This window comes from Rhizobium sp. 3T7 (assembly GCF_020166565.1).
In the GTDB taxonomy this organism is placed as follows: domain Bacteria; phylum Pseudomonadota; class Alphaproteobacteria; order Rhizobiales; family Rhizobiaceae; genus Rhizobium.
In genome coordinates this window covers 84,832-110,610 of sequence record NZ_JAIQXS010000014.1, presented here as the reverse complement: position 1 = coordinate 110,610, position 25,779 = coordinate 84,832, and the positions used below count along the sequence as shown (strand labels likewise).

General features: G+C 60.1%; 23 protein-coding genes. 13 read left to right on the top strand and 10 right to left on the bottom strand.

Annotation, left to right across the window (positions count from 1 at the left end; all coding sequences use genetic code 11):
• Positions 1–585: 585 nt before the first annotated feature.
• The 4 genes from K9B32_RS19500 to K9B32_RS19485 are packed head-to-tail and all read left to right on the top strand — an operon-like array spanning position 586 to position 5,873.
• A complete protein-coding gene (locus tag K9B32_RS19500; RefSeq protein ID WP_224565192.1) occupies positions 586–1,584 on the top strand; it encodes a glycosyltransferase family 2 protein in 999 nt (332 codons plus the stop codon).
• On the top strand, positions 1,581–2,507 hold the full coding sequence (locus K9B32_RS19495; RefSeq protein WP_224565144.1) for a glycosyltransferase: 927 nt from the start codon (positions 1,581–1,583) through the stop codon (positions 2,505–2,507). The genes K9B32_RS19500 and K9B32_RS19495 overlap by 4 nt, the downstream gene beginning before the upstream one ends.
• On the top strand, positions 2,504–3,511 hold the full coding sequence (locus K9B32_RS19490; RefSeq protein WP_224565141.1) for a glycosyltransferase family 2 protein: 1,008 nt from the start codon (positions 2,504–2,506) through the stop codon (positions 3,509–3,511). Before K9B32_RS19495 ends, K9B32_RS19490 begins: the two co-directional genes overlap by 4 nt.
• 4 nt (positions 3,512–3,515) lie before the next feature.
• Complete coding sequence (locus K9B32_RS19485) at positions 3,516–5,873, top strand: polysaccharide biosynthesis tyrosine autokinase (RefSeq protein WP_224565139.1); 2,358 nt, start codon at positions 3,516–3,518, stop codon at positions 5,871–5,873.
• Here K9B32_RS19485 and K9B32_RS19480 read toward each other — a convergent pair whose 3' ends face one another.
• Positions 5,874–6,611: a metallophosphoesterase family protein gene (locus K9B32_RS19480; protein ID WP_224565138.1), complete on the bottom strand. Its 738-nt coding sequence runs from the start codon at positions 6,609–6,611 to the stop codon at positions 5,874–5,876.
• Between the two features lie 159 nt (positions 6,612–6,770).
• Between K9B32_RS19480 and K9B32_RS19475 the strand changes: the two genes are divergently transcribed.
• Positions 6,771–7,871 (top strand): acyl-CoA dehydrogenase family protein, encoded by a 1,101-nt coding sequence (locus tag K9B32_RS19475; protein ID WP_224565136.1) that lies wholly within the window; start codon positions 6,771–6,773, stop codon positions 7,869–7,871.
• A gap of 3 nt (positions 7,872–7,874) precedes the next feature.
• On the opposite strand, the gene K9B32_RS19470 is transcribed toward K9B32_RS19475, so the two are convergent.
• Positions 7,875–8,339, bottom strand: coding sequence for an RrF2 family transcriptional regulator (locus K9B32_RS19470; protein ID WP_224565134.1), 465 nt, complete (start codon positions 8,337–8,339; stop codon positions 7,875–7,877).
• A gap of 195 nt (positions 8,340–8,534) precedes the next feature.
• On the opposite strand from K9B32_RS19470, the gene K9B32_RS19465 reads away from it, so the two are divergent.
• Positions 8,535–8,696 (top strand): hypothetical protein, encoded by a 162-nt coding sequence (locus tag K9B32_RS19465; RefSeq protein ID WP_411969726.1) that lies wholly within the window; start codon positions 8,535–8,537, stop codon positions 8,694–8,696.
• A gap of 2 nt (positions 8,697–8,698) precedes the next feature.
• Here K9B32_RS19465 and K9B32_RS19460 read toward each other — a convergent pair whose 3' ends face one another.
• The 3 genes from K9B32_RS19460 to K9B32_RS19450 form a co-directional block, all read right to left on the bottom strand.
• A complete protein-coding gene (locus K9B32_RS19460; RefSeq protein WP_224565132.1) occupies positions 8,699–9,904 on the bottom strand; it encodes an adenylate/guanylate cyclase domain-containing protein in 1,206 nt (401 codons plus the stop codon).
• A gap of 28 nt (positions 9,905–9,932) precedes the next feature.
• Positions 9,933–11,552, bottom strand: coding sequence for an MDR family MFS transporter (locus K9B32_RS19455; protein ID WP_224565130.1), 1,620 nt, complete (start codon positions 11,550–11,552; stop codon positions 9,933–9,935).
• A gap of 118 nt (positions 11,553–11,670) precedes the next feature.
• On the bottom strand, positions 11,671–12,837 hold the full coding sequence (locus K9B32_RS19450) for an HlyD family secretion protein (RefSeq protein WP_224565129.1): 1,167 nt from the start codon (positions 12,835–12,837) through the stop codon (positions 11,671–11,673).
• A 134-nt stretch (positions 12,838–12,971) separates the two neighbouring features.
• Between K9B32_RS19450 and K9B32_RS19445 the strand changes: the two genes are divergently transcribed.
• Positions 12,972–13,874, top strand: a complete 903-nt coding sequence (locus tag K9B32_RS19445) for a LysR family transcriptional regulator (protein WP_224565127.1) — start codon at positions 12,972–12,974, stop codon at positions 13,872–13,874.
• 9 nt (positions 13,875–13,883) lie between these two features.
• On the opposite strand, the gene K9B32_RS19440 is transcribed toward K9B32_RS19445, so the two are convergent.
• The 3 genes from K9B32_RS19440 to K9B32_RS19430 are packed head-to-tail and all read right to left on the bottom strand — an operon-like array spanning position 13,884 to position 16,530.
• The gene (locus tag K9B32_RS19440) at positions 13,884–14,141 is read right to left on the bottom strand and encodes a hypothetical protein (protein ID WP_224565125.1); all 258 of its coding nucleotides are present in this window, start codon (positions 14,139–14,141) and stop codon (positions 13,884–13,886) included.
• Between the two features lie 51 nt (positions 14,142–14,192).
• The gene (locus K9B32_RS19435; protein WP_210294262.1) at positions 14,193–14,465 is read right to left on the bottom strand and encodes a hypothetical protein; all 273 of its coding nucleotides are present in this window, start codon (positions 14,463–14,465) and stop codon (positions 14,193–14,195) included.
• A 13-nt stretch (positions 14,466–14,478) separates the two neighbouring features.
• A complete protein-coding gene (locus K9B32_RS19430) occupies positions 14,479–16,530 on the bottom strand; it encodes an NAD(+) synthase (protein ID WP_224565123.1) in 2,052 nt (683 codons plus the stop codon).
• 275 nt (positions 16,531–16,805) lie between these two features.
• Here K9B32_RS19430 and K9B32_RS19425 point away from each other — a divergent pair, with 275 nt between their 5' ends.
• Together K9B32_RS19425 and K9B32_RS19420 are read left to right on the top strand one after the other, a co-directional pair.
• On the top strand, positions 16,806–17,867 hold the full coding sequence (locus K9B32_RS19425; RefSeq protein WP_224565120.1) for an NAD/NADP transhydrogenase subunit alpha: 1,062 nt from the start codon (positions 16,806–16,808) through the stop codon (positions 17,865–17,867).
• A 349-nt stretch (positions 17,868–18,216) separates the two neighbouring features.
• Positions 18,217–19,248 carry a porin gene (locus tag K9B32_RS19420; RefSeq protein ID WP_224565118.1) on the top strand — a complete coding sequence of 344 codons (1,032 nt, stop codon included), beginning with the start codon at positions 18,217–18,219 and terminating at the stop codon, positions 19,246–19,248.
• Positions 19,249–19,406: 158 nt separating this feature from the next.
• On the opposite strand, the gene K9B32_RS19415 is transcribed toward K9B32_RS19420, so the two are convergent.
• Positions 19,407–19,901: an RrF2 family transcriptional regulator gene (locus tag K9B32_RS19415; protein ID WP_224565116.1), complete on the bottom strand. Its 495-nt coding sequence runs from the start codon at positions 19,899–19,901 to the stop codon at positions 19,407–19,409.
• A gap of 284 nt (positions 19,902–20,185) precedes the next feature.
• On the opposite strand from K9B32_RS19415, the gene K9B32_RS19410 reads away from it, so the two are divergent.
• Entirely contained in the window at positions 20,186–20,812 is a 627-nt protein-coding gene (locus K9B32_RS19410; RefSeq protein WP_224565114.1) for a hypothetical protein, read from the top strand.
• 33 nt (positions 20,813–20,845) lie between these two features.
• On the opposite strand, the gene K9B32_RS19405 is transcribed toward K9B32_RS19410, so the two are convergent.
• Entirely contained in the window at positions 20,846–21,874 is a 1,029-nt protein-coding gene (locus tag K9B32_RS19405) for a CorA family divalent cation transporter (RefSeq protein WP_224565112.1), read from the bottom strand.
• 264 nt (positions 21,875–22,138) lie between these two features.
• On the opposite strand from K9B32_RS19405, the gene K9B32_RS19400 reads away from it, so the two are divergent.
• The 3 genes from K9B32_RS19400 to K9B32_RS19390 all read left to right on the top strand — a co-directional run bounded on the left by K9B32_RS19400 (position 22,139) and on the right by K9B32_RS19390 (position 25,469).
• Positions 22,139–23,044 carry a universal stress protein gene (locus tag K9B32_RS19400; protein ID WP_224565110.1) on the top strand — a complete coding sequence of 302 codons (906 nt, stop codon included), beginning with the start codon at positions 22,139–22,141 and terminating at the stop codon, positions 23,042–23,044.
• Between the two features lie 353 nt (positions 23,045–23,397).
• Positions 23,398–24,135 carry a response regulator gene (locus tag K9B32_RS19395; protein WP_007791399.1) on the top strand — a complete coding sequence of 246 codons (738 nt, stop codon included), beginning with the start codon at positions 23,398–23,400 and terminating at the stop codon, positions 24,133–24,135.
• Positions 24,135–25,469: a sensor histidine kinase gene (locus tag K9B32_RS19390; RefSeq protein ID WP_224565108.1), complete on the top strand. Its 1,335-nt coding sequence runs from the start codon at positions 24,135–24,137 to the stop codon at positions 25,467–25,469. The genes K9B32_RS19395 and K9B32_RS19390 overlap by 1 nt, the downstream gene beginning before the upstream one ends.
• Positions 25,470–25,779: the final 310 nt, after the last annotated feature.

The following is a 25,779-nucleotide window of genomic DNA, read 5'->3' as shown; positions in this document are numbered from 1 at the left end:
TGCCGCAAGTCGCTCGGCCTGCTTGCCGATTTCTCGCGCCGCATGGAAGGCAAGGTCGAGATCGTGCTGCGCGGTCGTCCCGCCTACTCCGAATTCGAGGATTTCGACGCCTTCGTGCGCGACGAGCCCTACCTCCGTTTCGAAGGCGCCTACCGCAACCCGGAAGATTTGCGGGCGATCTACGACGACGTCCACTTCTCCTGGGCCATCGATTTCTTCGAGGAGGGCCTTAATTCGAGCTGGCTCCTGCCGAACCGGCTCTACGAGGGCTGCCTGTACGGAGCGGTTCCGATCGCGCTCAAAGGTACGGAAACGGCACGCTTCCTCGATACCCGCGACATAGGCCTCGCGCTTTCGGAAGCGGCCGTTACGCAGCTCGAGTACCTGTTCGAAAACATGACCGGCGAGCGTTACCGCGCATTGAGTGAGGCCGTCGCCGCGAAGGATCGCAAGACCTGGCTTGCCGACCGCAGCGATTGCGTGGCGCTCGTCGCAAGCCTTTCCCGCCTTGTTCCGGCAACCGCAGAGAGGGGCGGCGCCGGCGCAATTGTTCCCACAAGCGTATCTCCAGAAGGGTGGACAAACATGAAGCCTGATGTCGGTGCCAGCGTCTCCAGTCTCATCATCATTCCCTGCCTGAACGAGGAGAAGCACATCGAGGCTCTGCTCGCCAAATTAAGCCTCGAACTCGATCACATGAATGCCCAGATCGTTGTCGCCGATGGGGGCAGTACGGACGCAACTCGCGAAATCGTCACCCGCATCAGCGCCGCCGATCCACGAATCGTCCTGCTGCACAATCCGCGGCGGATCCAGAGTGCGGCCGTTAATCTCGCAGTGCAAACCTTTGGCCGTGACTACGACTACCTGATCCGCATCGACGCGCACGGCGACTACCCGGACGACTACTGCCGTCGCCTTGTGCAGGAGGCCGTGTTGACCCAGGCGGACTCCGTCGTGGTCGCGATGGAAACCGTCGGCTTTGGCGTCTTCCAGAAGGCAACAGCCTTTGCTCAGAATTCCAAGCTCGGGAACGGTGGCTCCAAGCATCGCGAGGGCGCCAAGGGGCATTGGACGAATCACGGCCATCATGCACTGATGCGCATCGCAGCCTTCGACGCTGTCGGCGGCTACGATGAAACCTTCAGCCATAACGAGGATGCCGAACTCGACTACCGCTTGAAGCAGACAGGCTTCGGCATCTGGATGACCGATAAGACGCGGATGACCTACTATCCGCGCTCGACCATCTCGACACTCTTTCGCCAGTACCTCGGTTATGGCAGGGGTCGGGCCAAGAACATCCTCAAGCACGGCAGCATGCCCAATCTTCGCCAGATGCTTCCGCTTCTCGTCGTGCCGGTCTTCATCGGCGCGTTTCTTGCCGTCCTGAACTGGGCGGCCGTCATCCCGTTCAGCCTCTGGGCCGTTGCCTGCGTCGGCTATGGCTTCTGGATGGCCATCGGCCACAGGAACCCCTACGGCCCGCTTGCCGCCGTTTCGGCAATGGTGATGCACTTCGCCTGGTCAGCCGGTTTCTGGATGGAGCTTCTGAGCTTCCGCGGCAGAAAGGTCTCCTCATGAGCGACGTGAAACCCATGCAGATCGACATTGGCGTTTGCACCTATCGCCGCCCTTCGCTTGACGAAGCGCTGCTTTCGCTTGCGGTCCTCGCCGTGCCTGATGGAGCAACGCTGCGAATCATCGTTGCTGACAACGACAAGGTTGCGAGTGCGAAGGAACGGATCGATGCGCTTCGCCCGACCATTCCGCATGAAATTGCCTATGTGCATTGCCCGGCGTCGAACATCTCGATTGCGCGAAACGCCTGCCTGGACAACGCGACCGGCGACTTCCTGGCCTTCATCGACGATGATGAGGACGCCAGCGAGGAATGGCTGGTGGAATTGCTTGCCGTTGCCAGCAAGACCAAGGCGGATGCCGTGCTCGGCCCTGTCCGCAGTGTCTATTCCTCGACGGCGCCGAATTGGATGCGCGAGGGTGACTTCCACTCGACCCTGCCCGTCTGGGTCGGCGGCGAAATCCGCACCGGTTACACCTGCAACGTCCTCCTTCGCCTGGATTCGCCCCATGTGGCCGGTCGTCGTTTCAACCTCGCGCTCGGACGTACCGGCGGCGAGGACACGGAATTTTTCAGCCACATGCATGCCGAGGGCGGCGGGATCGCCTTTGCGCCCGAGGCCTACGTCTATGAACCGGTGACTGAAAGCCGCGCCGGCCTGTCCTGGCTTGCCAAGCGCCGCTTCCGTTTCGGCCAGACACATGGGCGGCTGCTTCAGGAAAAGAACACCGGCTTGCAGAGACTGAAACAGATCGGCCTTGCCGCCGCTAAGGCAATCTTTTGCTACGGCGCGGCACTTGCCTGCATCTTTTCCCCGATCCCACGGTATCGCTACGTCCTTCGCGGCCTCATGCATACCGGGGTCGTCAGCGGTCTGTTGGGCGTTCGCGAAATCCGTCAGTACGGAACGGCGGAGGCTGCATGATGCAAACCCAGCCCGACGTCAGCTTCATCGTCGCCGCGTACAACGCGGCGCAGACGCTCGCCAATGCGATCGATAGCGCGCTTGCACAACGGGGCGTTTCGGTCGAGGTGATCGTTGCGGATGACTGCTCGACGGACGAGACGAGAGCCATTGCAGAAAGCTACGCCGACAGAAACGTGAAGCTGCTGGCGCTTGCGCGCAACGGCGGGCCTGCCGCAGCGCGCAATGCGGCGTTGTCTGCCGCGACCGGCCGCTGGCTTGCCGTGCTCGATTCCGACGACACGGTCGAACCGGAGCGGTTGCGGCGCATGATCGAGCGCGCCGAGAAGGCTGATGCTGAGATTGCCGTCGACAATCTCCGAGTCATTCGCGCCGACGGCACGCCGCCTGAAACAATGTTTACCGAACAATCGCTGGCGGACACGCCGGAGCTGACGCTTCCTGTATTCATAAGATCGAATGCCCTGTTTCAGACAACGCATAACTTTGGTTATCTCAAGCCGATCTTTCAGCGCGCCTTCATCGAGCGGCATGGACTTTGCTTCAACGAATCCCTGAAAGTCGGCGAGGACTATCTGTTCCTCGCCTCGGCCATGGCTCTTGGTGGGCGCTGCGTGATCGAGCCAATCGCCGGCTACGACTATCAGATCCGCGAGGGGTCGATTTCACGCGTTCTCGCCCTTCACCACATCGATGCCATGATCGAGGGGGATAAGGCTTTCCTTCGAGATCACACGCTGGATGCGGAGGCGGCCGCCGCACAGGAGTTTCGCGAACGAAGCCTCCGCCGAGGCCGCGCATTCCTCATCCTCGTACAGAACATCAAAGACCGGTCGATCTCCGGAGCGATCAAGACGGCCTGGAGCAATCCGTCGGCAGTGGCGCATCTCAGGATGCCGATTGCCATGCGGATCCATCGCGCACTCGCGCCGCTTCGCCAACTGGTAAGCCCGCAGACCGACCTCACAGCCATCGATGGCGTGACCCGCTCCCGCAAAGGATAGAGCCATGAACCAACGGAACCTGACCTTGCACAGTTCTCTGCCCAAAGCGGCCGACGATTCCGATTCCTTCATCGACATCGATCGCCTGATCGCCATTGTTATCCGCCGCGCCGGCTCGATTGCACTCTGCGTTGCCGCAACAGTGACGCTCGCCGTTGTCTATCTGCTCTTCGCAACGGCGCAGTACACGTCGATGACGCAGATCCTGCTCGACGACGATATTGCGAAATACGCGCAGGATCCGACGCCGGCGGCCAGCGCACAGCAGGTCGACATGCAGATCGCCAGCGCCGTCGAAATCCTGAAGTCGAACGAGCTTGCGCTTCGCGTGGTCGATGCCGAGAAGCTTCAGGACAATGAGACGATCCTCGATCCTGCGAAATCGCCCGCCGCGCTGATCAAGTCCGGGATGAAGCTGATTGTCACCGCTTTGGCGCCTGGTGGCCCGCCGGTAACAGAAGACGATGCTCGCAACGGTCGTCGCCAGAAGGCGGCAGCCTTGCTACAGGAGGCCGTGGCGGTATCGCGGGTCAATCGCAGCTCCGTTCTCGCCGTTTCCTTCCGCTCGACCGACAAGCTTCTCGCGCAACGGATCACCAAGGCATACGCCACTGCCTACCTCAATGACCAGCTGAACGCCAATTTCGATGCCACGGAAAGCGCCTCAGTGTGGCTGCAGCAGCGCCTCGCAGATCTTCGCGAACGGTCGCAGCAGGCAGCACTCGATGTCGCGAAGTTCAAGGCCGAGAATGGCCTGACGTCCGCCAATGGTGAGCTGATGTCGGAACAGCAGCTTGCCGACCTCAACAAGCAGTTGATCGTCGCCCAGGCCGACAGCGCCAGCGCTTCGGCCCGCTACAACCAATTCAAGTCGATCGTCGACCTGGGCCCCGACAACGCTGTCAACAACGCGGCAATCTCGTCCGGTCAGACGGACAACACAGTGATCCAGGACCTGCGCACCCGCTACATCTCGGTGAACAAGCGCGAACAGGAGGTCACGACGAACTTCGGTGAGGACCACCCGCAGGCCGTCGCCTTGCGTGCCGAAAAGCAGGATTTGACTCGCCAGATCTATCAGGAACTGCAACAACTGACCTCCAGCTACCGCAACGAGTTCGAAGTCGCCCGCTCGCGGGAAGCCTCGCTGCGCCAGAACATCGAACACCTGACAGGCAAGAATTCGGAGGCCGACAAGTCGATTGTCCAGCTCAATGATCTCGAGCAGCGGGCAACTGCCTTGAAGACCCTCTACGAATCCTACCTCGGCAAGTACGAGGAGGCGTCGCAGCAGCAGTCCTTCCCGATTGCCAAGGCCCGCGTGATCTCTGAGGCTGGCGTCCCGGTTTCGCCATCCAGCCCGAAGAAGACCATGACACTCGGCCTTGCCATTGTCCTCGGCCTGATGGCCGGCGGTGCGCTCACGGCCTTCCAGGAATTCCGGGAGCGCTTCTTCCGTGTTGAAGGCGACGTCAGGACGATCCTTGGCCTCAAATTCCTCGGCTATTTGCCGCTGATCGGCAAGCCGCCGCGCGAGGGCAAGATCTTCCGGCCCCGTGCCAATCCTGCGCTGGCCCCTGCCGAAGCGGCCGCCGATTCCGGCGCGACCTTCGAACGCATCATGCGTGTCGTGCTCGAAGCGCCGCGCTCGGTCTTCGCCGAAACCCTGCGCAACGCGAAGCTTGCGAGCGACGTCATGTTCCAGGGCAAATCGGACCGCGTCATCGGCGTCGTCTCGGCGATGCCGGGAGAAGGCAAGTCGACCACGGCGGCCAACTTCGCGGCGCTTCTCGCCTCCAGCGGCAAGCGCACGCTGCTCATTGACGCCGACCTTCGCAACCCCGGCCTGACGCGCATGCTGAGAACCCCTCCGCAGCAGGGGCTCGTCGAGGCTGTTCTCGGTGAGGTTCCGTGGGCGAGTGCCGTCAAGGTCGATCCTGTGACGAAGCTGGCAATCCTACCGGTTCTGCCGAACGATCACCTCATGCACACCAGCGAGTTGCTTGCCTCGCAGGGCATGTTCAACCTCATGGAAAATGCACGCAAGATGTTCGACTACATCGTCGTCGACCTTGCGCCGCTCGGCCCTGTCATCGACGCCAAGGCATTTGCCCCGCAGGTCGACGGCTTCCTGTTCGTGACCGAATGGGGCTCGACGCCAACGAGTGTCGTGCGCGACCTTCTAAACGCCGAGCCGCAGATCAAGTCCAAGATTCTGGGTGTGATCCTGAACAAGACCGACATGACCGAGCTCGGCAAGTTCACCAACTTCGGCGGCACCGAACGCTACCGCCACAAATATGTGAGCTACTACACCGAAGAGACGTCAAAGAAGCGGGAGCCGGCAGAAGCCGGCGCCTGATCAGGTCTGGAATAGATGCACGCGCCCTTTCCATAGCCTGGCAACCGTGAGTTTGCCAGTGTGGAAGGCCGCGGTATCGAGGTTTAGTCTTGTCGGCAGAACCTCCGGCTCGTCGTTCGGCGTATGGCCGTGAACGATTAGCTTCGGCAGTGGCTGACGACTCTCGAAAAAGCGATGACGGATGAAAACAAGGTCCTCGTCGCTTTGTGCATCGATCGGCAGCATGGGATCGATGCCCGCATGCACGAAGAGCACATTCGGCGTATCGACGAAAATCGGCAGGGAACGCAGAAAATTCACGTGCGGCTTCGGAATCGACTTCTTGATGAAGCCATCGAGCTTGGCGGCAGTCGAAAAAACCAGAGGCAGTTGCTCCGGATCGAGCCCGTAGGAGCGCAGCAACGCATCCGAGCCCATTCGCATCCAATCCGAAAAGGAAACCAGACCGTCAAGATAGTCGAGCATCGTGGTCTCATGGTTCCCGGTCAAGCAGATGCGATCGAAATTTTCGGGCGGAAGCGCCATCAGGTGCGAGATCACCTGTGCCGATGACGGCCCGCGATCAATGTAGTCGCCGAGCGTGATGATCAACTTTCGCCCCGGGATCGCGGCAGCATCATCAATAATCGCCTGCTCCGCCTTCTGCAGCAGGTCAAGTCTGCCATGAATGTCGCCAATGGCGTAGATCGGAATATCGCCGGGATCCAGTTTCAGCCGCTCACGGACGGTCGAAGGCATGTTGAACCTCTCATTGAGTGCGTCGAAGCATCACAACGCTTCGCATTGGTGCAATCAAACGACAATAAAATTCAATCGCTCGTGCATTCGTAGAAAAACGCGCCTTATCATTGCACCTGCGATCCATCAATCCTAGAGGCACAACTGATGGGAGGAGTGATGGGAACCGTATCGCGGTTTCATGACCGGACAAGACCCGCGGCGCACCGTATCGAAAGCGAGGAAGAGGCGATAGCGACCGCACGCCGCCTTGCTGCGGACTTCGCGCTGCAGGCGAGCGAGCGGGATATCAATCGGGTCTTTCCTCGCGCAGAACTCGACGCCCTTTTTCAGTCGGGACTGACAGCCGTCACAGTTCCCCCGGAGAACGAGGGGCTGGATGTCGCCAACGCACTTCTCGGCGAGATCGTCGCCATTATCGCCGAGGGCGATTCTTCGATTGCCGAGTGCCTTGAGCATCATTTCACGGTCCTCGAACAGCTCCGGAACGACCCGAGCGAAGAGCGAAGAGACTTGCTCTTCGCTCGCGCGCTGGCCGGTGATCACTTCACGGCGACGGCCTTCGACAAAGTGGGCGCTGCCAGTCCGCTTGGCGCCACTTATGAGCTGACGGGACGGAGCCTGCGGTCCCCTGGCCTTCTCTTCGTCGATTGGATCGTGGCCGACGCAATCGATGCTGAGGGCGAGCGGGTTCGCTTCTATCTTGCCCGCGAGAGCGAAGGCCTGCAAATCATCGATGACTGGGATGGTTTCGGGCAGAGGACAAATGGTGCCGGCACGGCCGTCGCCCAGGGCGTCACCGGCGACGCGAAAGCCGCAACGGACGATGGACCGCAACGTCACACAACGGCTTCGGCCCTGGCTGCTCTGCTCCATGCAGGCACGGACCTCGGTATTGCTCGAGCCGCGCTCGCCAACCTTCGGGAGTCCCCGCGCTCAGTCAGCATCGGCAGGCTTGCACTCTCCGTGCAAGCGACTGCCGCACTTGTCGAGAGTGCCGGCGGTAAACTCGATTTTTCGCAGGTCGGCCCGTCCGCCGGCACGGTTGATGCCGCGTTCTTTTCTGCGTGCGCCGCCAAGATCACCGCAAGCCGGACGGCCCTTGATGTCGCCAACGCACTGTTTGAACTGTCGGGCAACGGAGCGACAAGCATCGGCCGCAATCTCGATCGACATTGGAGAAACGCACGCATTCGCGCCAACGACGCGGCCGCTGACGATCTCTACCGAGCGGCGGCAGCGCACTATTTCGGCGGCTAACGCTTAGTTGGCGACCGAGAGAGCCGCTTCTTCGTCGGCATCGTCCAGCGTGTTGCCGGATGCGACGAATTGCTCGAGCGTCATGTTGTCGAGAATGTCGGCGATCGCGTCCCGGACCTCGGTCATGGAGCGCCGCACCTGACAGTTCTCGGGATCGGAACAGTCGTCGCAGGCTTCGAAGGCCGTTCGGCTGGCGCAGCGAATAGGTGCCAACGGGCCATCGAGTGTGCGGATAACATGACCGATCCGAATTTCGGATGCCGGGCGCGACAACGAGTAACCACCACCCGGGCCCTTCTTCGATCGAAGAATGCCGACATTTCGCAATTCCAAGAGAATTGTGTCGAGGAATTTCTTCGGAATGTTGTTGCGCGAAGCAACGTCGTTGATGAAGGCAGTTTCACCGGGCGCGAGCCGCGCCAGGTCGACCAGCGCCTTCAAACCATACTTTCCCTTTTTCGTCAGCATTTTCTTTTGCCTTACGCCCCCAGTACTCCATCCCCATTATTCAGCAAATAACGCCAAAAGCGTGAACACACAACAAATAGCTATTATTTATATAGTTTATATTCGCCTTCCGCTCGGCTGAAGACGTGTCGGCGCTTGCGCTCGATTTCTCGGCGCAATGGTCTTTTTCGGTTTCAAGCAACCGTTGAAAACCCGATGGAAACGCTGGCAAATCTGGAACCCGATGCCGGGCCGATTTCGCTCTACCATGCAAATCGGACCCTGCTGCCGGCAAAGACCCGCGCCTTCATCGACTTCATCACCGACCGCTTCCAGAAGGACCGGCTGGCCGAGCGTTTTGACGGGAGCTTCGGCTAGATTCACGGCTCCTGCAGGCGAAATAACTCGACCTTCTCCGAGAACCCCTTGAGCGCATGCCGCCCAGCCGAGACGGCTTCGGCGCACGCCTTTTGCTGGAAGGCGTCGGACATCAGGAGCGGGACGCGAAGATCTCCGCACGCCGTCTGGATGCGGCTGACCAGATTCACATCGGGGCCGATCAACGTGAAATCGAGGCGACGGCCGGAGCCGATATTGCCGTAGCTGACTTCGCCGTGGTGCAGGGCGATGCCGACATTGAGAGCAATTTCGTCGAACTCGAACCCGTCAATTTCACGCAGGATGTCCCTGGCGGCGGTCAATGCCGACGCGCTGCTGCGGCCCGCATCGTACCCTGGAAAGAACGCAAGAACGGCATCGCCCATAAACTTCAACACTTCGCCGCCCTCGCGCGTGATGGGTGGAATCACCTTGTCAAAATAGGCGTTCAGCAACTCGAGCACCCTGTCGCCAGCGAGCTGGTTCGATATCTCGGTAAAGCCACGCAGGTCGCAAAGCAGCAGCGCTGCCTCAATGGATTCGATTTCGCCCTGTCGGATCTGCCCGGCAAGGATACGCTGGGCCGTCAGGGGGCCGACATAGGTATCGAGCAGACTGAGTTCGACCTGACGCATCACCCGCAACTCGCAGGTGTTGCGCAACGCCGGCAGGATCCGCTCCAGAACTTGGATTTCAGCTGGCGTGAAGCCGCCCGCCCGCCGGGTACCGAAGGCGGCCGCGCTCACTGGCCCATCGGCATTGCAGAGCGGCGCGATCATCAATTGCTGAAGCCCACGACCTGCAAAGACATCGATGTCCTGCCAGCGTCCGTGCGCGCTGTCGCCAGACCAGACAACAAGCGGCTCACGGCTGTCCATGACCTTGCGCAGCGGGCTATTGGCAAAAATCTGGCGCGCACCATGCTCGCGATCGTGAATCTCGACTGGATCGCCCGGAGCCCAGGCAAGCGTTCGGCCGATAAGCTCCGGATGAAGCGTCATGAGGTGAAGCGTCAAGCGATCGATCGGCAGACCAAGCACCCGCAGGCGGCGACCAAGGGTGGAGATCAGGCCGGGCTCATCGAGGGCGTGGCATTCATCGCCAGAGACCCACTCGATCAATGAAAGCAGAGAGCTGGCGGAACCCGCTGCGCGGTCGCCGCTCATCACCCGAGTTTCGGTTTTTTCTAATTCGACGATACGGTTCATGGCATTCTCCCGGAAACGGGCGCAGGCGCTAGTGGGCGCCGCTCTCGGACAGATGGCCCGGCTTCTTCAACCAGAGCGTTGCAAGCAGTGCGACGAGCAATGCGACACCGAGCAGAAAGAATGTGTCGCTGAAGGCCATGATATTGGCCTGCCTGCGGAGCTTGAGCGCGATGGCGACGACGGCCTTGTGCGTGGCAACGGCCTGATCGCTGACACCGTGGTTCATGAAGTAGGCGGTCAGTTTTGCGACGCGATCCCGCGTTGCTTCCTCAAAAACGCTGACCGAGTTGGTCAAGATGTTGGAGTGAAACTGCTCGCGCTTGGTCAGGAAGGTCTGCAGGCTGGCGATGCCGACAGCGCCCCCGAGGTTGCGCATCATGTTGAAGAGCGCGGAAGCGGAGCCCGCGTTCTCCTGTTCGATGCCTGCCGTGGCGATGGCCGAGAGCGGCGCGAAGACAAGCGCCTGTCCGACGGCGCGAATGACATTTGGCCAGAAGAGCTGATCGCTCGCATAGTCTCCGGTCATGTGGACGTTCATGAAGTTCGACGCGGCAAACAGCGAGAAACCGACAGCGATCAGTAGACGGACGTCAAAGCGTTTCATCAGACGGGGCACCAGCGGGATCAACAGCAGCTGCGGGATGCCCGTCCAGGCGAGTACCATGCCGATCTGTTCAGAGTTGTACCCTTGGATGCGCGACAGATAGATTGGAAGAACGAAGGCAGAGCCATAAAGGGCGACCCCGAGAAGGACGTTCGCCACAATGCCGAAGCCGAAGTTGCGACGGACGAGAAGCCTGAGGTTTAGGAGCGGATGAGCCGTCTTCAGCTCGATAATGAGAAACAGCGTCAACGAGACGACAGCGATGACCGACAGCCGGACGATGAAGTCCGATCCGAACCAATCCTCCTTGTTGCCCTCCTCCAGCACCGTCTGTAAGGCGGCAAGGCCAATTGCCATGGTAATGATGCCGGGCCAGTCGCCCTTGGCGAGCAGGCCCAGTTTCATTGGAGCGCGATCGAGCGAAGCCCAGAGCATTCCCACCATCAGCAAACCGGGAACCAGGTTGACGTAGAAGATGAACTGCCAACCATAGTTCTCAGTCAGATATCCGCCGATGGTAGGCCCGATGGCCGGAGCGAAGGTCGCCGAGAGCGCAAAGAGTGCCAGACCGATCGGCTGTTTGGGCTTGGGAAGCAGCGTGATAATGATGGTAAACGCCATCGGAATCAGGACACCGCCAGCAAAGCCCTGGATAGCACGCAGCACGATCATCTGCTGGAGGTTCGTTGCGAAAGCGCAGGCGACCGAGAATATTAGGAAGAGAACGGCGTTGGTCAGAAGATATTTACGCACAGAAAAGACCTGAGCGAGCCAGCCGCTGAGAGGGATAACCACGATCTCCGCGATGAGGTAGGAAGTCGAAATCCAGCCGCCATCGTCCTTGCCTGCGCCGATCGCCCCCTGGATATCCGCGAGCGAAGCGTTGACGATCTGGATATTGAGGACGGCCATGAAAGCGCCGAGCGTCGAACCGACAACTGCGCTCCACATGCGCCAGGCGCTCATCGCGACAGCAGGCTTCGAAGCCGCTGCGGCCGCAGGATAGCGGCCCGAATTGTTGGCGACGATCTGAAGAGTAGCCATGACGTTTCTCCTTCCGGCTTTGCGGAAAACAATCTCATGACGAGGTTCGGCTGATAATTCGGGAAAGGAGGGAAGGATCATCCAGTCAGGCTGGATAATCCTTCCCTAAGAGGACGGCCTACCGGGTGGCGGCTTTGGTGTCGATTTCGGGCTCGACGGACATCCCGGCGCGCAACAAACCGCTCATACCCTCGTCGTCGATGACGATCTTGACCGGGATGCGCTGGACGATCTTGGTGAAATTGCCGGTCGCATTGTCAGGCGGCAGCAGCGAGAACTCCAATCCGCTCGCCGGCGAAATGCTGTCGACATGGCCTTTGATTTCCACATCGGGGAAACTGTCGACCTTGACCTCGACAGGCTGCCCGGCACGGACGTTGGTCAACTGCGTTTCCTTGAAGTTGGCGACGACATAGACGGAGTGCAGCGGCACGACGGCCATCAGTTGTGTGCCCGAAGTGACAAACTGTCCGACTCGAATGGTGCGGGCGCCAATGGTGCCGTCAACCGGCGCAACGATCTGTGTGTAGGAAAGATTGAGCTCTGCCTGGTGCTGGGCAGCGGCTGCGCGGTCGCGTTGGGCGACAGCCTGATCGCGCTGAGTCTGCAGCACCGGAATCTTCTTTTCTGTGGCAACCAGTGCAGCCTGGTCTCGCTGAAGCGCCGCCTGCGCCTGGTCGCGAAGAGACTGGCTCTGTTCGGCCCGCGATTGGGTCCCGGCGCCGTTGCTGATCAGCCGCTGCGAGCGGGCCGCATCGGAACGGGCAAAATCCAGCGTCGCCTGTGATGCATCGATTGTCGCCCTGGCTTGGCCGATGATCGATTGTTGCAGTTCGATCTGCGCATCGAGATTCGTGAGGGCTGCTGCGGCAGCCTTGACGTCGGCCTTTGCCTGGGACAATGCGGCCTGATGGTCGCGATCATCGATCTTGGCGAGCACCTGGCCAGCCTTCACCGCATCGTTGTCGTTGACAAGAACTTCGGCAACGTAACCGGAGACCTTCGGCGCAACCGTCGTATAATCAGCCTTCACATAGGCATCGTCCGTGGATTCGATGAAGCGGTCCACCGTCCAATAGTGATGACCATAGTCGACTGCAAACGCGACACCGGCAAGAAGCGCAGCCGCAACGATCGTCCGTTTGACGATCTTGCGCCTGTTGTGGCCTTTGGCTTCGACGGCAGGGGCGACATCCGCGGCCGGCGCAGCCGGGGCTTCGGTGACCCGTGCCAGCTGGGGGTCGCCGGCAGCCTCGAACGCTTCCTTGCGAGGTAATTCGACCATTGTCCTTCTCCAGTGGTTTGCCTCGTCAGCGAGGCCCAATTCGATGAGACGGACAATGCGTTGTTACGCACGTTCTGATAATCTGCTTAAATCGGGAAGGATCATCAACTCAGAGCGGATAATCGGGGAACGCAATGGACAGGCTGACAAGCCTCACAGTCTTTGGTCGCGTGGTGGAGTGCGGCGGCTTTTCCGCGGCGGCGCGCCGTCTCAACATGTCGGTGACAATGGTTGGCAACCACGTGCAGTCCCTGGAGGATAGGCTGGGCGTCCGGCTACTCAACCGCACGACGCGCAAGGTCAGCCTCACGGAAACCGGTAAATACTACTACGAACGCTCGGCTCAGATCCTGGCCGACCTCGAGGAAGCCGATAACACCGCCGGAGCGATGAGCTCGACGCCGCGCGGCACGCTCAAGGTCTATACCAGCGCAGCCATCGTCCGTTTCCTGTTGCCGCTTGTCAGCGAGTATCTTGAACTTTACCCCTCGATCGCCCTCGACTTGAATGTCGGGGAACGCATGATCGATATGGTCGAGGAGGGTTACGACCTGGTGATCCGCACCGTGCCGCCGCCGGATTCGAGCCTCGTCGCCAGGACGCTGACACCGTGGAGGCACCTCCTCGTCTGCTCGCCAAACTATCTTGAGAGCCATCCGATGCCGCAGGTACCGGCGGATTTGGCCAACCACAACTGCCTGCAATATACCTACTACCCCTACGGAGACGAGTGGCGCTTCGAAGGCGCCGATGGCGCCCAGGCGAGCGTGAAGATCGGCGGCAACGTCGTATCGAACAGCGCCGAGACGCTACGGCACCTCACGACGACGGGCCAGGGCATCTTCCTGGCGCCGAGTTTCGTTGTGTTCGACGACATCGCCTCCGGAAGATTCATCCGGATGATGCCCGACTATCGCGCCGTCGAGTTCAGCATCAACGCCGTCTATCCGAACCGCAGTCACCTGCCGACGAAAGTTCGCCTGTTCATTGACCTGCTCGCGGAACGCTTTGCGGAGCACCGGAAATGGATGACGTGAAGGGTTGGCTCAGTTCGAGTTTTGCGTCGGGAGCGGCGCGGCGTTCGGACTGCTAACCCCCACCGGCGCTCTTGGCGCGGGGCCGGTGCTGCCGCCGCTCCAAACGCTGAGTGCCAAGACGACCATCGCCACCACGAAGACGACGGCACCAAACAACGCCCAGGCGGAAACGCTTCGCCCTTCCTTGGACAAGGCCCTTTCCTGCGCTTCGTAGGCAGTGTGCTGATCAGTGGAGTGATCGTCCGGCCTGTTGTCATTTTCGGTCATCGTTGCACCTCGGCAACGAAACGCAGCCGGTGTTCGGCAAGTTCCAGGAGATCAAATCAGAGGATCGCGGCCTTGGGCGACGCTGAGGTTCAGTTCGCGAGCGATGTCCTCTGCATCCCTCTTGCTCAGGCCGACGAAATCCCTTCCGTCCGTTGCCGCCGGCAGCGACGTCAAGGTATCGATGATCGTCCACCTTCCACGCAATTCCTGACGGATCTCGTAGCGGGGGAGATCTTCAGATGGACAAGGTTCATCCGTCACGTTTTTCACCGCTCCCTCAGTGTTCTCCTGGATCTTATCTGCCGCGATGCGCCGCTTTTGCAAGGCACTCTTTGGCCTAGCCCTTTACGTCAGGAACATTGGCTTTCAATTCCTTTAGCCATATCCGGGCGTTACCGTCTGATGGTGCACGCCAATCCCCACGCGGAGACAGCGAACCGCCAGACGTCACTTTCGGGCCATTCGGCGATGCCGACCGCTTGAACTGGCTGATCGTGAAGAACCGGAACAGGAAAACCTCCATCCAGTGCTTGATCACAGGCAGATCGAAGCTGCGGCGCTTGTCGGCGGGGAAATGCGGCGGCCAGACGCCCGCCTCGGCATCCCGCCAGGCATTGTAGGCGAGGAAGGCGATTTTCGAGGGGCGAAGGCCGAAGCGCGTCGTGTAGTAGAGCGCGAAGTCATGCAAATCATATGGCCCGATCTTGTCCTCCGTGCTCTGCATGACGCCGTTCTCATCGGCGGGAACCAGTTCGGGCGAAATTAGCGTGCCAAGAATACGCTCCAATGTCGCATTTGCTTCCGCATCGAAATCACCGGAACGGATCACCCAGCGGATCAGGTGCTGGATCAAGGTCTTGGGCACCGATGCATTGACGTTGTAGTGGCTCATCTGGTCGCCGACGCCGTAGGTCGACCAGCCGAGACCGATTTCCGACAGGTCTCCCGTACCGAGCACCAGCGCATTGCGCTGGTTTGCGGCACGGAACAGGAAGTCCGTGCGCAGGCCGGCCTGAACATTTTCGAAGGTCGTATCGTAGACAGGCTTGCCGCCTGCGAATGGATGCTTCAGGTCCTTCAACAACTGCAGCGCCAACGGTCTTATGTCGACTTCCTCCGCGGTGACGCCCATGCTCCGCATCAGCGCCCAGGCGTTCGACTTGGTTGCGTCGCCCGTCGCGAATCCCGGCATGGTGAAACAAAGAATATCCGAGCGCGGCCAGCCGAGCTGGTCGAAGGCGCGCGCCGCAACGAGCAACGCATGGGTGGAATCGAGACCGCCCGAAATACCGATGCAAAGCCGCTTGATGCCCGTCGAGCGCAGCCGCTTCATCAGCCCCTGCACCTGGATGTTGAATGTTTCGTAGCAATCCTGATCGAGGCGGCTTTCATCAGCCGGCACGAAGGGGAAGCGCGCAACGTCGCGCTTCAGGCCGATATCGCCTTTCGGCTTCCTGAACTGGAACGCTACCCACCGGAATTCGTGCCCCGCCGTGAGGTTGAGCGTCGCCGCATCATTGAACGTGCCGGTCCGCAACCGCTCGAGCCGCAACCGCTCGACATCGATATCTGCCACGCACATCTGCGACGTCGTCGGGAAGCGATCGGTTTCGGCAAGGAGGCCGCCGAGTTCGTAGATGCAGGCCTGACCATCCCATGCGAGATCAGTCGTTGATTCGCCCGGGCCGGCGGCCGAATAGACATAGGCCGACAGGCTGCGCGCCGATTGCGCCGAACACAGAAGCTTGCGAGTGTCGGCCTTTGCGACCGTTATGTTGCTGGCCGAAAGGTTGGCGAGGATCAACGCACCCGCCAGCGCGCCGAAATCGCTTGGTGGCGCCGGAGCCCAGAGATCTTCGCAAATCTCGATATGGAAGACGAAATCGTCCATATCCTCGGCTGCGAAGATGAGGTCCGTGCCGAATGGCACCTTCTCGCCGGCGACACGAATACTTTCGCCGCGGACGCCTCGCCCGGACGCGAACCAGCGCTTCTCGTAGAACTCGCGATAGTTCGGGAGGTGCATTTTCGGAACGACACCGAGAACACGGCCCGCATGAATGGCGACAGCGCAATTGTAGAGCCGCCCGCCGGTCTGCAGTGGCGCACCGACTAGAAGTACCGGCGTGAGATCGCGACTTGCCCGGACAACCTCGGCGATCGCAGCATCCACACCCTTGAGAAGCGCGTCCTGCCCCAAAAGGTCGTCGATCGCGTAGCTCGAGATTCCGAGTTCGGGGAACACCATGAGGCCAACGCCCTCGGCATGCCCCTGGCGCGCCAGCTCCAATGTTGCCCGCGCGTTGAAATCGGGATCGCCGATCTCGCAATTCGGCGTACAGGCCGCCACGCGGACAAAACCTTGATCATAAACCGAATAGAAATTCACCAATGCCTCCAGCAGCCAAGCGCCTGATGACTGACCATTACATCCAAATGCCTCCAGGCAAAACCTGATCTCGCACTGCGAACAGCCTTATCCGACATCGCTCATGCAAGCTGCAAACAGTATCCTGTAAAATGAAGGGCTTACCAACAGTTGCGAAAGGGAAAACCCGCGAAACTGCCCAAACAAAAATTGCGAAACTGTCATAAAACTATGGAAGAGTCAGCCTATATCGCTCGCGCGCCACAGTTCGATTTACCCCTCTTCCAGAGCGATGAATGTCTAACCTTATCCGCGTCCGTGCCGGGCTGCTTCGGGAAACACATCCCGGTGAGCGTCGCGTTGCGTTGACGCCGGACGATGTGCGGCGCCTTTCGCAGCGTATGTCGATTCGTTTCGAGCGCGGCTGCGGCGTCGGCGCTGGCCACGCCGACGACGCCTATATCGTCGCGGGGGCCGAGCCCGCCGAGTTCACTGACATGGTGTCCTCATCGGATATATTCGTCAGTGTGCGAAAACCAGCAGCCACGCGGATTTTCCCAGCGACAGCGGTTCTGATTTTCCTTGGCTCGAACGCAGCACCGGTGGCCGGTCTGCCAGCTGGACAACGGCCGCTCCATCTCGACATTGCCAGGCTCTCCGGGATGCAGGGTATCAAGGGTGCGGACATTTCATCGAGGCAGGCAGCAATTACCGGCCACGCCGCAGTACTGGAAGCGGCCAGGCAGTTCGGCATTTCGCATCCGATGCTGATGGTGGACCAAAGCTTTGTCCGGCCGGTCAAAATGGCCGCTTTGGGCAGCGACGCAGCAAGCCTGCAGGCACTGGCCACCGCGCGCCGCCTCGGCGCATTGACCCATGGCTTCAGCCTTGCCAAGAATTCGCAGGAGAAAATCGAACGGCTCGGTGCTAAATTCCTCGGCATGTCCTCGGAGTTGGCACGGCTTCGCCAAGAGCTTTCCGTTCCTCTGTCCAAGATGCAATTGATCACGACCAACGTCGTGATTCCCGGTCAAACTCCTCCCGTGCTGTTGGATGAGGACATGCTTTCGCAGCTGAGCCCGGGAACGGTCGTTGTCGATCTCGCCGCCGAAAGTGGCGGGAATTGCGCACTGACGCGAACCGACGAAACCATCAACGTCTTCGGCATTCGAATCATCGGCTCCACGATACTTGCGAGCGACGAGGCTGCCGAGGCGAGCCGCCACTTCAGTGATGGACTGAGAAATCTGCTGGAATACTTGATCGACGAGCATGGCGTTCTCAGGCTCGATTCCGGTGATCCCGTGGTGGCCGCGCTCACGGATAAAGCGAATCCAGTGAGGCGCATCGTGCTATGATTCCGGCACGCGACTGAAGAACCGCGTGACGATATGCTGCAGCGCAACATTGTTATCCGGATAACATCAACTACAAAAACGTGTTGAGTAACAATCAGTTATAGCCTGCGGTAGCAAATGCATCCTTGCGCAAGAATCGACAGTTGCCTTTGTGCAACACCGGAATTCCGCCTTGCAGCAGAACTCAATTTTGACTGTATCTATTATTGATACATTTAATCGGAAATGTAATTTGGCGCCGCGGACGTACCGCGTTTCCCGCAAGGGCTTGTACGAAACAATTTGGGGTAGGTAGAGCCGGTTTCGGCAGTAATGACCTGTGCCCAATCGACAGAAGATTGGACTGATTATGAACATTAAGATGATCCTCATGAGCTCGGCGGCAGCCTTGGCTGCTATCTCGAGCGCGCAGGCTGCTGACGCTATCGTTGCTGCTGAACCGGAACCGGTTGAATACGTCCGCGTCTGCGACGCTTACGGCAGCGGCTACTTCTACATCCCGGGCACGGAAACCTGCCTGAAGATCAGCGGTTACATCCGTTTCCAAGTCAACGCTTCCCCTAATGCTGTAACGGGCGGCGCTTCCACTTCCGGCACCTCTGACTGGGATGCCGTTACCCGCGGTCAGCTCCAATTCACTGCCAAGAGCGACACCGAATACGGTCCGCTGACGGGTGTCATTGTCCTTCAGACGAATGCCGACAATGCGTCCGGACAGATCGCAAAGCTCGACTCGGCTTACATCGACATCGCCGGCATCCGCGCCGGTCTGTTCTACAGCTGGTGGGACGATGGCCTGTCGGGCGAAACGGACGACATCGGCAGCAAGGTTACGCTGCATAACTCGATCCGCTATCAGTACGAAGCCGACAACTTCTACGCTGGCATCAGCGTTGACGAGCTGGAAGACGGCTACTACAGCACCGGCGAACAGCCGAACAACGTTGGCGTAGCAATCGGCATCGGCGGCAAGGCCGGCGTATTCGGCTACCAGATCACGGCTGGCTACGACACCGACAACGAAGAAGGCGCCGTTCGCGCCATGGGTACTGTTGCCATCGGCCCAGGCACCCTCGGCCTCGCAGCAGTCTACTCCAGCGGCCCGAACTCCTACTATCAGGCTGCTGAATGGGCTATCGCCGCCGAATACGCCATCAAGGCTACCGACAAGCTGAAGATCACCCCAGCTGCCCAGTACTACGGCAACTACGGCATCGTCGCTGGCGACTTCAACGACAACAACGACGCCTGGAAGGTTGGTCTGACGGTTGACTATCAGATCGTCGACAACCTCTATGCCAAGGCGACCGTCAACTACCTCGATCCGGACCAGGGCAACGACGTAACGTCGGGCTTCTTCCGCCTCCAGCGCGCATTCTAATCAGAAGCGGCGCCGCGTTTTCGCCTCTCTCTGCGGCTAAAGTCACGGAGGCAGCGCGGCGCCGCGCTTGAAAGTTTCTGATCAGATTGACCTCCGATCAGTTAGGAGGGGTGGCTCGGGTTCCCTGCCCGGCCGCCCCTTTCATTTTGACGATGAAGCTATTCGGCGGCGTGGCGATCGCGCACGAGGCCGGCATCCACCGGCTGCGGATGGCCGGCAGATTTTTGTGCCTCGAGGCGGCGTAGCTCCGCCACGCTGTCTTCGATGGTCACCGAACCGAGCATGTCGACGACGGCCTGCTCGGCTCGATCGCAAAGAAACTCCGAGAGATCGCCGATATTCTCGCCAACAAGGCCCTCATGCGGAATGTCGTGCCGGGTCGCCCAGATTTTCTTGTCGCCAGTCACGGCAGCATAGATCTGGCTGAGCAATATCTGGTCACGCGGTCGCGCCAAGCGGATGCCGCCCTTGCCGCCCTGGGCGGTGGCGAGGATGCCGCCTTCATTGAGCGGCAACAGCAGCTTGCGGACGAAGCTGGCGCTTGTATCGAGCCCTTGCGCAAGTGATTGGCTTGTGGTGCGGAGATTTGCCTCGTCGTTGACGGCCACACTGATGACAATCTGTAAAGCAGTCGAAAAGCGCGTGTCGATCATGCTGAGCTGGGCCTTGCGTCTGAAGCCAGAGCTCACAGATATTTGCCGCGCGAATTCATTGTCAAGAACGCTTGGTTGAAATCACGGCGACGTGACTGAAGCCTCGGGTAAGGCTCGTACATCGGCGACGCACCGCGAAATGAAGCCGAAGCCCAGGGTAACGGGGCCGTAGCCCTTCAGACCACATCCAGCTTCAGTGCCCCATCACGCGATTTCGATTTTACGCCGGCACTTACCTGCAATACGCTTCGCCCCGCTAGAAACTTCAACCAGGGAGAGACGCCATGAGACGTAGGTTTGCCTATATCGCGGCCGCTTTGGCCTTTTCAGCAGTTGGGGTCCATGCTCAGGACACCGCCATGAGCTTCTTCGTGACCAGCGTAAATCCGGGCAAGGGCGGCGATCTTGGCGGCCTCGCCGGTGCCGACGCATACTGCAACACGCTTGCCACAGCCGCAGGTGTGCCCGGCAAGACCTGGAAAGCCTATCTGTCCACCGACACTGAAAACGCAAAGGATCGCATCGGTTCCGGGCCGTGGCACAACGCCAAGGGCGAAAAAGTCGCCGACGACGTGGCCTCGCTGCACAGCGACAAAAACAACCTGACCAAGCAGACCGCCCTGAACGAGAAGGGTGAAGTCATTAGTGGCCGCGGCGATACACCGAACCGACACGACATCCTGACCGGCTCGAAAGCCGATGGTACTGCCGCGCCGGAAACATGCGGCAACTGGACGATGGGCGGCGAAGAGGGTGCCGCGATCGTAGGTCACAGCGACCGAACGGGCCTGAATGACTCCGCGGAAGCCAAATCATGGAATTCCTCGCACGCGACACGCGGCGGCTGCACGGTCAAGGCCTTCAACGGGACCGGAGGTGACGGCCTGTTCTACTGCTTCGCGGCCAATTGATCGGCAAGGGATTACGGAACGGTGGATCGCTGGCTAAAGCCAGCCGATCCGCCGAAGCAGCCAGAGCGTCGCTACCGATGTGACCGTCACAAACACGACGATGATGACGAACGCCCAGGTGTCGTTGACCCCCGGAATGCCTCCGACGTTCATCCCGAACAAGCCGGCCACCACGCTCGGCGGCAGCAGCAGCGCCGCCAGCGCCGCCAGCCGGTTGGAGTTGCGCGCAATGCGCTCGCTGATCACCGTCGAGAGGTCGTCGTGCAGAATGCCCGTGCGGTCGCGGATAGCGTCGAGGTATTCAATGAAGCGCATCAGCTTGTCGATCACCTCGCGCATCCGCAGCTTGTCGCGCTCAAAGAGCCATGGTGCGTCGTCATGCTCGATGCGGTTCAAAGCATCACGTTGCGGTGCAAGGTAGCGGCGAAGCTGCACGGAACGCCGGCGCAAGAGCTTGAGGCGCTCGCGGACCTCGCTTGCCTCACCGTGAAAGATCATTTCGTCAAGTTCGTCCACCTCCTCATCCATGGAGTCTAATACGGGCTCCAGGTCACGGACGAGCTTGTCGCCGATCAGCGCCAAAAGATCCCCGGTGCGATGCGGGCCCTTGCCTTTCTCTAGCGCCAGGCGAATGTCGCGAAGTGCGGTGATGTAATGGCCGCTGTCCCGTAGCGAGATGACTTTGTTGGCGTCGACCCACATGTGAAGCGGCACGAGATCGATGTCAGTCTGTTTCTCCGGCTCTTCGTCCGGCGCAGTCGCACACACGCCCCGAAGGATGATCAACAGGCCATCGTCGACTGGCTCGACGCGCGGCCGCGTCTCCTCTTCCAGAAGCGCTTCCGTCACGAAGCTATCGAGGCCACTTTCTCCCTTGACCCAATCGGCCGCCACTGCATGGTCTCGCTCGAAATGCAGCCAGATGATCCCATCGTCCGGCCTCCATCGTCGTGCCTGAGCCATGTCCAGCTGCCTGCAGCCGCCCTGCCCATCCAAGAGCAGGGCGAAGCGCAACCCGGGCTCCGCGCCGTAACTCAGCCTAGAGATAACTGTCCTCTCCATCGCGCACCGCATACAGCCAGAGGGAACCCAAAAATGCAGCCAACACAAAAGCTTGGCAACCCAAAATTCTAACAGGTCGCGATCAGGGCGCAAGACCGCCAGAAACAGCGCCATCGATATCACGCAGCCTATGATACGACGCTCCGCCAGCCGACGAATTCTCAAATAGGTCGCCTTCGTCTGCCGAGACGATTTCAACAACGACTATATTGGCGTATTATTCCCGAGTAACTTTGCGAGGCCGATCCAAGAAGGAGGGCCAGCTTGACCACGACAACCAGCGATCACCAAAATTGGTCACAAGGCTTCAACGCACCTAACCCAGGCGCAGCGCCGCGTAACGTTCGGGACCTCACCCAGGATGCCGATATTATCGTGCTGCTGCCCGATCCAGCCTCGGCACAGTCCTGCCTCGATCTGGCCGACGACGCTGCCGATGCCGTGCAGGATAGCATCGCCGCCGTACATATCGGTGCCGACCCACTGGCGATGCTTGTGTCGGCTGAGGAAATCGAACTGCAGATGCTGCGGGACCTCGAGGAAGGATCGACGCACGAGCGGTTCGAGCGCGTCAAGCGGCTCTTTGGCGAATGGAAACTCGGCGCTCCTCACCGGCAAAGCCTGGTGCTCGGCGATTGCCAGGGTGACTTGCGCCGCTGCGTCGGCGAGGTCTGTCAGAATGCGTCGCTTGTCATCACGCCCTACAGGGGCAACCTCGATGCACGTGATGTCTTCCACAATGTCCTTTTTCATGAAGGCAAGCTTGTGCTCGTCCCACCGGCCGGTGGCTACCGCGGACGTCTGTTGGACCACGTCCTGATCGGCTGGAAGCCGCATGACCATGCGCGGCGCACAATGGTTGCAGCAAGGCGCTGGCTCCTTGCCGCCAACCGCGTCACCGTCCTCTGCGTCGACGACAAGCCGAACAGGCACTACGAGACCACCGCGAGGGAAATCTGCCGTCAGCTGGGACTCGATGCCGAGATCGTCGTGACCTCGTCAACAGGCCGCTCAGTCGGCAACACGATTCTCGACTTTGGAGCATCGGTGAACGCGACCTGCATTCTGATCGGCGCGTTCAAGCACGGCTATCTGCTCGAATTGCTTCTCGGCCGCGTCACCTATCGCCTGCTGTCCCACGCCACTGTTCCCCTGCTGATGAGCCATTGATAGAGCGGCGAAGCGCACTATTGACGGAACTCCGATATTGCAGAGAATGCCGTCGACGGCTGCTTTCGGGCCCATTGTCGACATTGAAGTTTGTATTGATCAACCTCGCCATTTGGAAATTGTGCTTTGATAGACGTCGCAATCAAAGAGGGCGATCACCGCCCGAGCCCGTGATCGCGGCTTCGGCTGCCGGCCCGCTATGGGTTCGATCGGACAGCCTTTCAAAATGCAGACATTGTATCCGAATGTATCCAACGAACCGCAGGATACGGCAACATGCAAGCCTGGATGCCGCAAACATACGGCGGATACATCAAGGGCGTCACTAACAGTGCAATAAGGAAGATCGCGCGATGGAGCACATCGACCACATCCTGATCGTCGACGACGATCGCGAAATAAGGGAGCTCGTATCGAGCTACCTGCAGAAGAATGGCCTGCGCGTCACCGCCGTTGCCGACGGGCGGCATATGCGTTCCTTCCTCGAAGCAAATTCAGTCGATCTCATCATCCTGGATGTCATGATGCCCGGCGACGACGGCCTCGTTCTGAGCCGCGAGTTGCGTGCCGGCCGACACAAGGCCATTCCCATCGTCATGCTGACGGCCCGCACCGACGAAATGGATCGCATCATCGGTCTCGAGATGGGTGCGGACGACTACCTCGCCAAGCCTTTTTCGGCGCGCGAATTGCTGGCCCGCATCAAGGCTGTCCTTCGGCGCACCCGGATGTTGCCCCCCAATCTGCAGGTGTCAGAAGCCGGCCAGCTGCTGAGCTTCGGCAAGTGGAAGCTCGACACGACGGCACGCCATCTCGTCGATTCAGATGGAACGGTGATCGCACTCAGCGGCGCCGAATATCGCCTGCTGCGCGTCTTCATCGACCATCCCCAGCGCGTGCTCAACCGCGACCAGCTTCTCAACCTGACGCAGGGCCGCGACGCTGAGCTTTTCGACCGTTCGATCGACCTTCTCGTCAGCCGTGTCCGCCAGCGCCTCGGCGACGATGCCCGAGAGCCGACCTACATCAAGACGGTCCGCAGCGAGGGCTATGTCTTTTCCATGCCGATCGAGATCACCGAGGCCCGCTGATGGCGACGCACGCCCTTCTGAATGGATTTCGTCTGTGGCCGCGCACTCTCGGAGCGCGGCTATTTCTTATCCTGCTTGCGGGTCTCGCGATCGCGCATGCCATGTCGTTCACGGTGCTGTTCTTCGAGCGCTATACGGCGGCAAAGTCGGTGATGTTCAACACCCTCGAAAACGATATCTCGACCTCGATCGCCATCCTTGATCGCCTCCGACCGGACGAGCGCGCGGACTGGCTCGATCGCCTTGATCGGGGAAGCTACAGATTTGTTCTTGGGCCGGGCTTGCCGGGACAGCCCGCGTTCGACGCGCGCAGCACCGAAATTGCCGCCAAGATTCGGGCGGCGATCGGGCCGAAATATCCGATCACGGTCGAGACCATCCCCGGTCCGAACTTTCGCCTCCAGGCGCATTTGGCCCTCAGCGATGGCACGCCCTTGACGATCGACGTCAATCCCGCTGGCATCATGCCTCTCGCCGACTGGCTGCCCTATGTGCTCGTCACACAACTCGCGTTGCTGGTGCTCTGCAGCTGGTTTGCCGTGCACCAGGCCATTCGCCCTCTCGTCAATCTCGCAAGAGCCGCGGACACGCTCGATCCGAATGTGAAGGCCCCTCGCCTCAGCGAGACAGGGCCAAGCGAAGTCGCCTATGCCGCAACCGCCTTCAACGCAATGCGCGAGCGCATCGCCCAATATCTCGAGGAGCGCGTACAGATACTCGCGGCCATATCGCACGATCTGCAAACACCAATCACGCGTATGAAGCTCAGGGCAGAGATGGCCGAGGATTTCGGTGATAGAGACAAGTTGATGCAGGATCTCGCCGAGATCGAACGACTCGTCAAGGAAGGTGTCGCCTATGCTCGCAGCGCCCATGGCAATGTCGAGAAGGCCTCGCGCATCGACCTGTCTTCCTTCATCGAGAGCCTTGTCTACGACTATCAGGACACCGGCAAGGACGTTGCGATAACGGAGATGCGTGGCGGCGCGATCATGACACGGCCGCACGCCTTGAGGCGCGTTCTGGCCAATCTCATCGACAACGCGCTGAAGTTCGGCGGCAGCGCTGAGATCGAAGTGGAACGTCGGGCCGACGAGGCCATCGTCATCAAGGTGATGGATCATGGGCCCGGCATTCCCGATCACCAGCTGGAAGCCGTCCTCAAGCCATTCTTCCGCCTTGAGCAGTCGCGTAATCGCGACACCGGCGGAACCGGGCTTGGCCTCGCCATTGCTGTACAGCTGGCGACCGCGATCGGTGCATCGCTGACGCTGCGCAATCGGGACGGCGGCGGCCTTGTGGCCGAAATCGCGATCAATCAAACGGCGGCTTGAATTACGCACCGTCGGCACTGTGGAAAAAGCGGCAGCCCTTGACGGCCGCCGCTCAAAAATGGTCATCCGAGTATCAAAGGGAGTCCCGCCAAGAACTGCCGTTTCTGGATGGCGTCCCATGAGATGTACTCGGTGATGGCCAAGCCGACGATATCCGTCCTCATCGCAACGTCCCTGAGGAGACGGATGACGGTCTCCGGCTCCAGGCGACCTCGCGGTACGCCATCAAGAAATCCCGGCGGAACGTCCTCCCTCTTGGCTATCTCAGGGGATACATAGGCCCGTCGAGACTACTCCAACAGCGGTTATG

Coding starts and splice junctions, on each gene's coding strand:
- K9B32_RS19460 (WP_224565132.1), bottom strand. CDS start 9,904: ATGAACCGTATCGTCGAATTAGAAAAAACCGAAACTCGGGTGATGAGC.
- K9B32_RS19480 (WP_224565138.1), bottom strand. CDS start 6,611: ATGCCTTCGACCGTCCGTGAGCGGCTGAAACTGGATCCCGGCGATATT.
- K9B32_RS19390 (WP_224565108.1), top strand. CDS start 24,135: ATGGCGACGCACGCCCTTCTGAATGGATTTCGTCTGTGGCCGCGCACT.
- K9B32_RS19445 (WP_224565127.1), top strand. CDS start 12,972: ATGGACAGGCTGACAAGCCTCACAGTCTTTGGTCGCGTGGTGGAGTGC.
- K9B32_RS19395 (WP_007791399.1), top strand. CDS start 23,398: ATGGAGCACATCGACCACATCCTGATCGTCGACGACGATCGCGAAATA.
- K9B32_RS19405 (WP_224565112.1), bottom strand. CDS start 21,874: ATGGAGAGGACAGTTATCTCTAGGCTGAGTTACGGCGCGGAGCCCGGG.
- K9B32_RS19475 (WP_224565136.1), top strand. CDS start 6,771: ATGGGAACCGTATCGCGGTTTCATGACCGGACAAGACCCGCGGCGCAC.
- K9B32_RS19485 (WP_224565139.1), top strand. CDS start 3,516: ATGAACCAACGGAACCTGACCTTGCACAGTTCTCTGCCCAAAGCGGCC.
- K9B32_RS19495 (WP_224565144.1), top strand. CDS start 1,581: ATGAGCGACGTGAAACCCATGCAGATCGACATTGGCGTTTGCACCTAT.
- K9B32_RS19420 (WP_224565118.1), top strand. CDS start 18,217: ATGAACATTAAGATGATCCTCATGAGCTCGGCGGCAGCCTTGGCTGCT.
- K9B32_RS19500 (WP_224565192.1), top strand. CDS start 586: ATGAAGCCTGATGTCGGTGCCAGCGTCTCCAGTCTCATCATCATTCCC.
- K9B32_RS19440 (WP_224565125.1), bottom strand. CDS start 14,141: ATGACCGAAAATGACAACAGGCCGGACGATCACTCCACTGATCAGCAC.
- K9B32_RS19425 (WP_224565120.1), top strand. CDS start 16,806: ATGTCTAACCTTATCCGCGTCCGTGCCGGGCTGCTTCGGGAAACACAT.
- K9B32_RS19410 (WP_224565114.1), top strand. CDS start 20,186: ATGAGACGTAGGTTTGCCTATATCGCGGCCGCTTTGGCCTTTTCAGCA.
- K9B32_RS19490 (WP_224565141.1), top strand. CDS start 2,504: ATGATGCAAACCCAGCCCGACGTCAGCTTCATCGTCGCCGCGTACAAC.
- K9B32_RS19450 (WP_224565129.1), bottom strand. CDS start 12,837: ATGGTCGAATTACCTCGCAAGGAAGCGTTCGAGGCTGCCGGCGACCCC.
- K9B32_RS19465 (WP_411969726.1), top strand. CDS start 8,535: ATGGAAACGCTGGCAAATCTGGAACCCGATGCCGGGCCGATTTCGCTC.
- K9B32_RS19415 (WP_224565116.1), bottom strand. CDS start 19,901: ATGATCGACACGCGCTTTTCGACTGCTTTACAGATTGTCATCAGTGTG.
- K9B32_RS19470 (WP_224565134.1), bottom strand. CDS start 8,339: ATGCTGACGAAAAAGGGAAAGTATGGTTTGAAGGCGCTGGTCGACCTG.
- K9B32_RS19455 (WP_224565130.1), bottom strand. CDS start 11,552: ATGGCTACTCTTCAGATCGTCGCCAACAATTCGGGCCGCTATCCTGCG.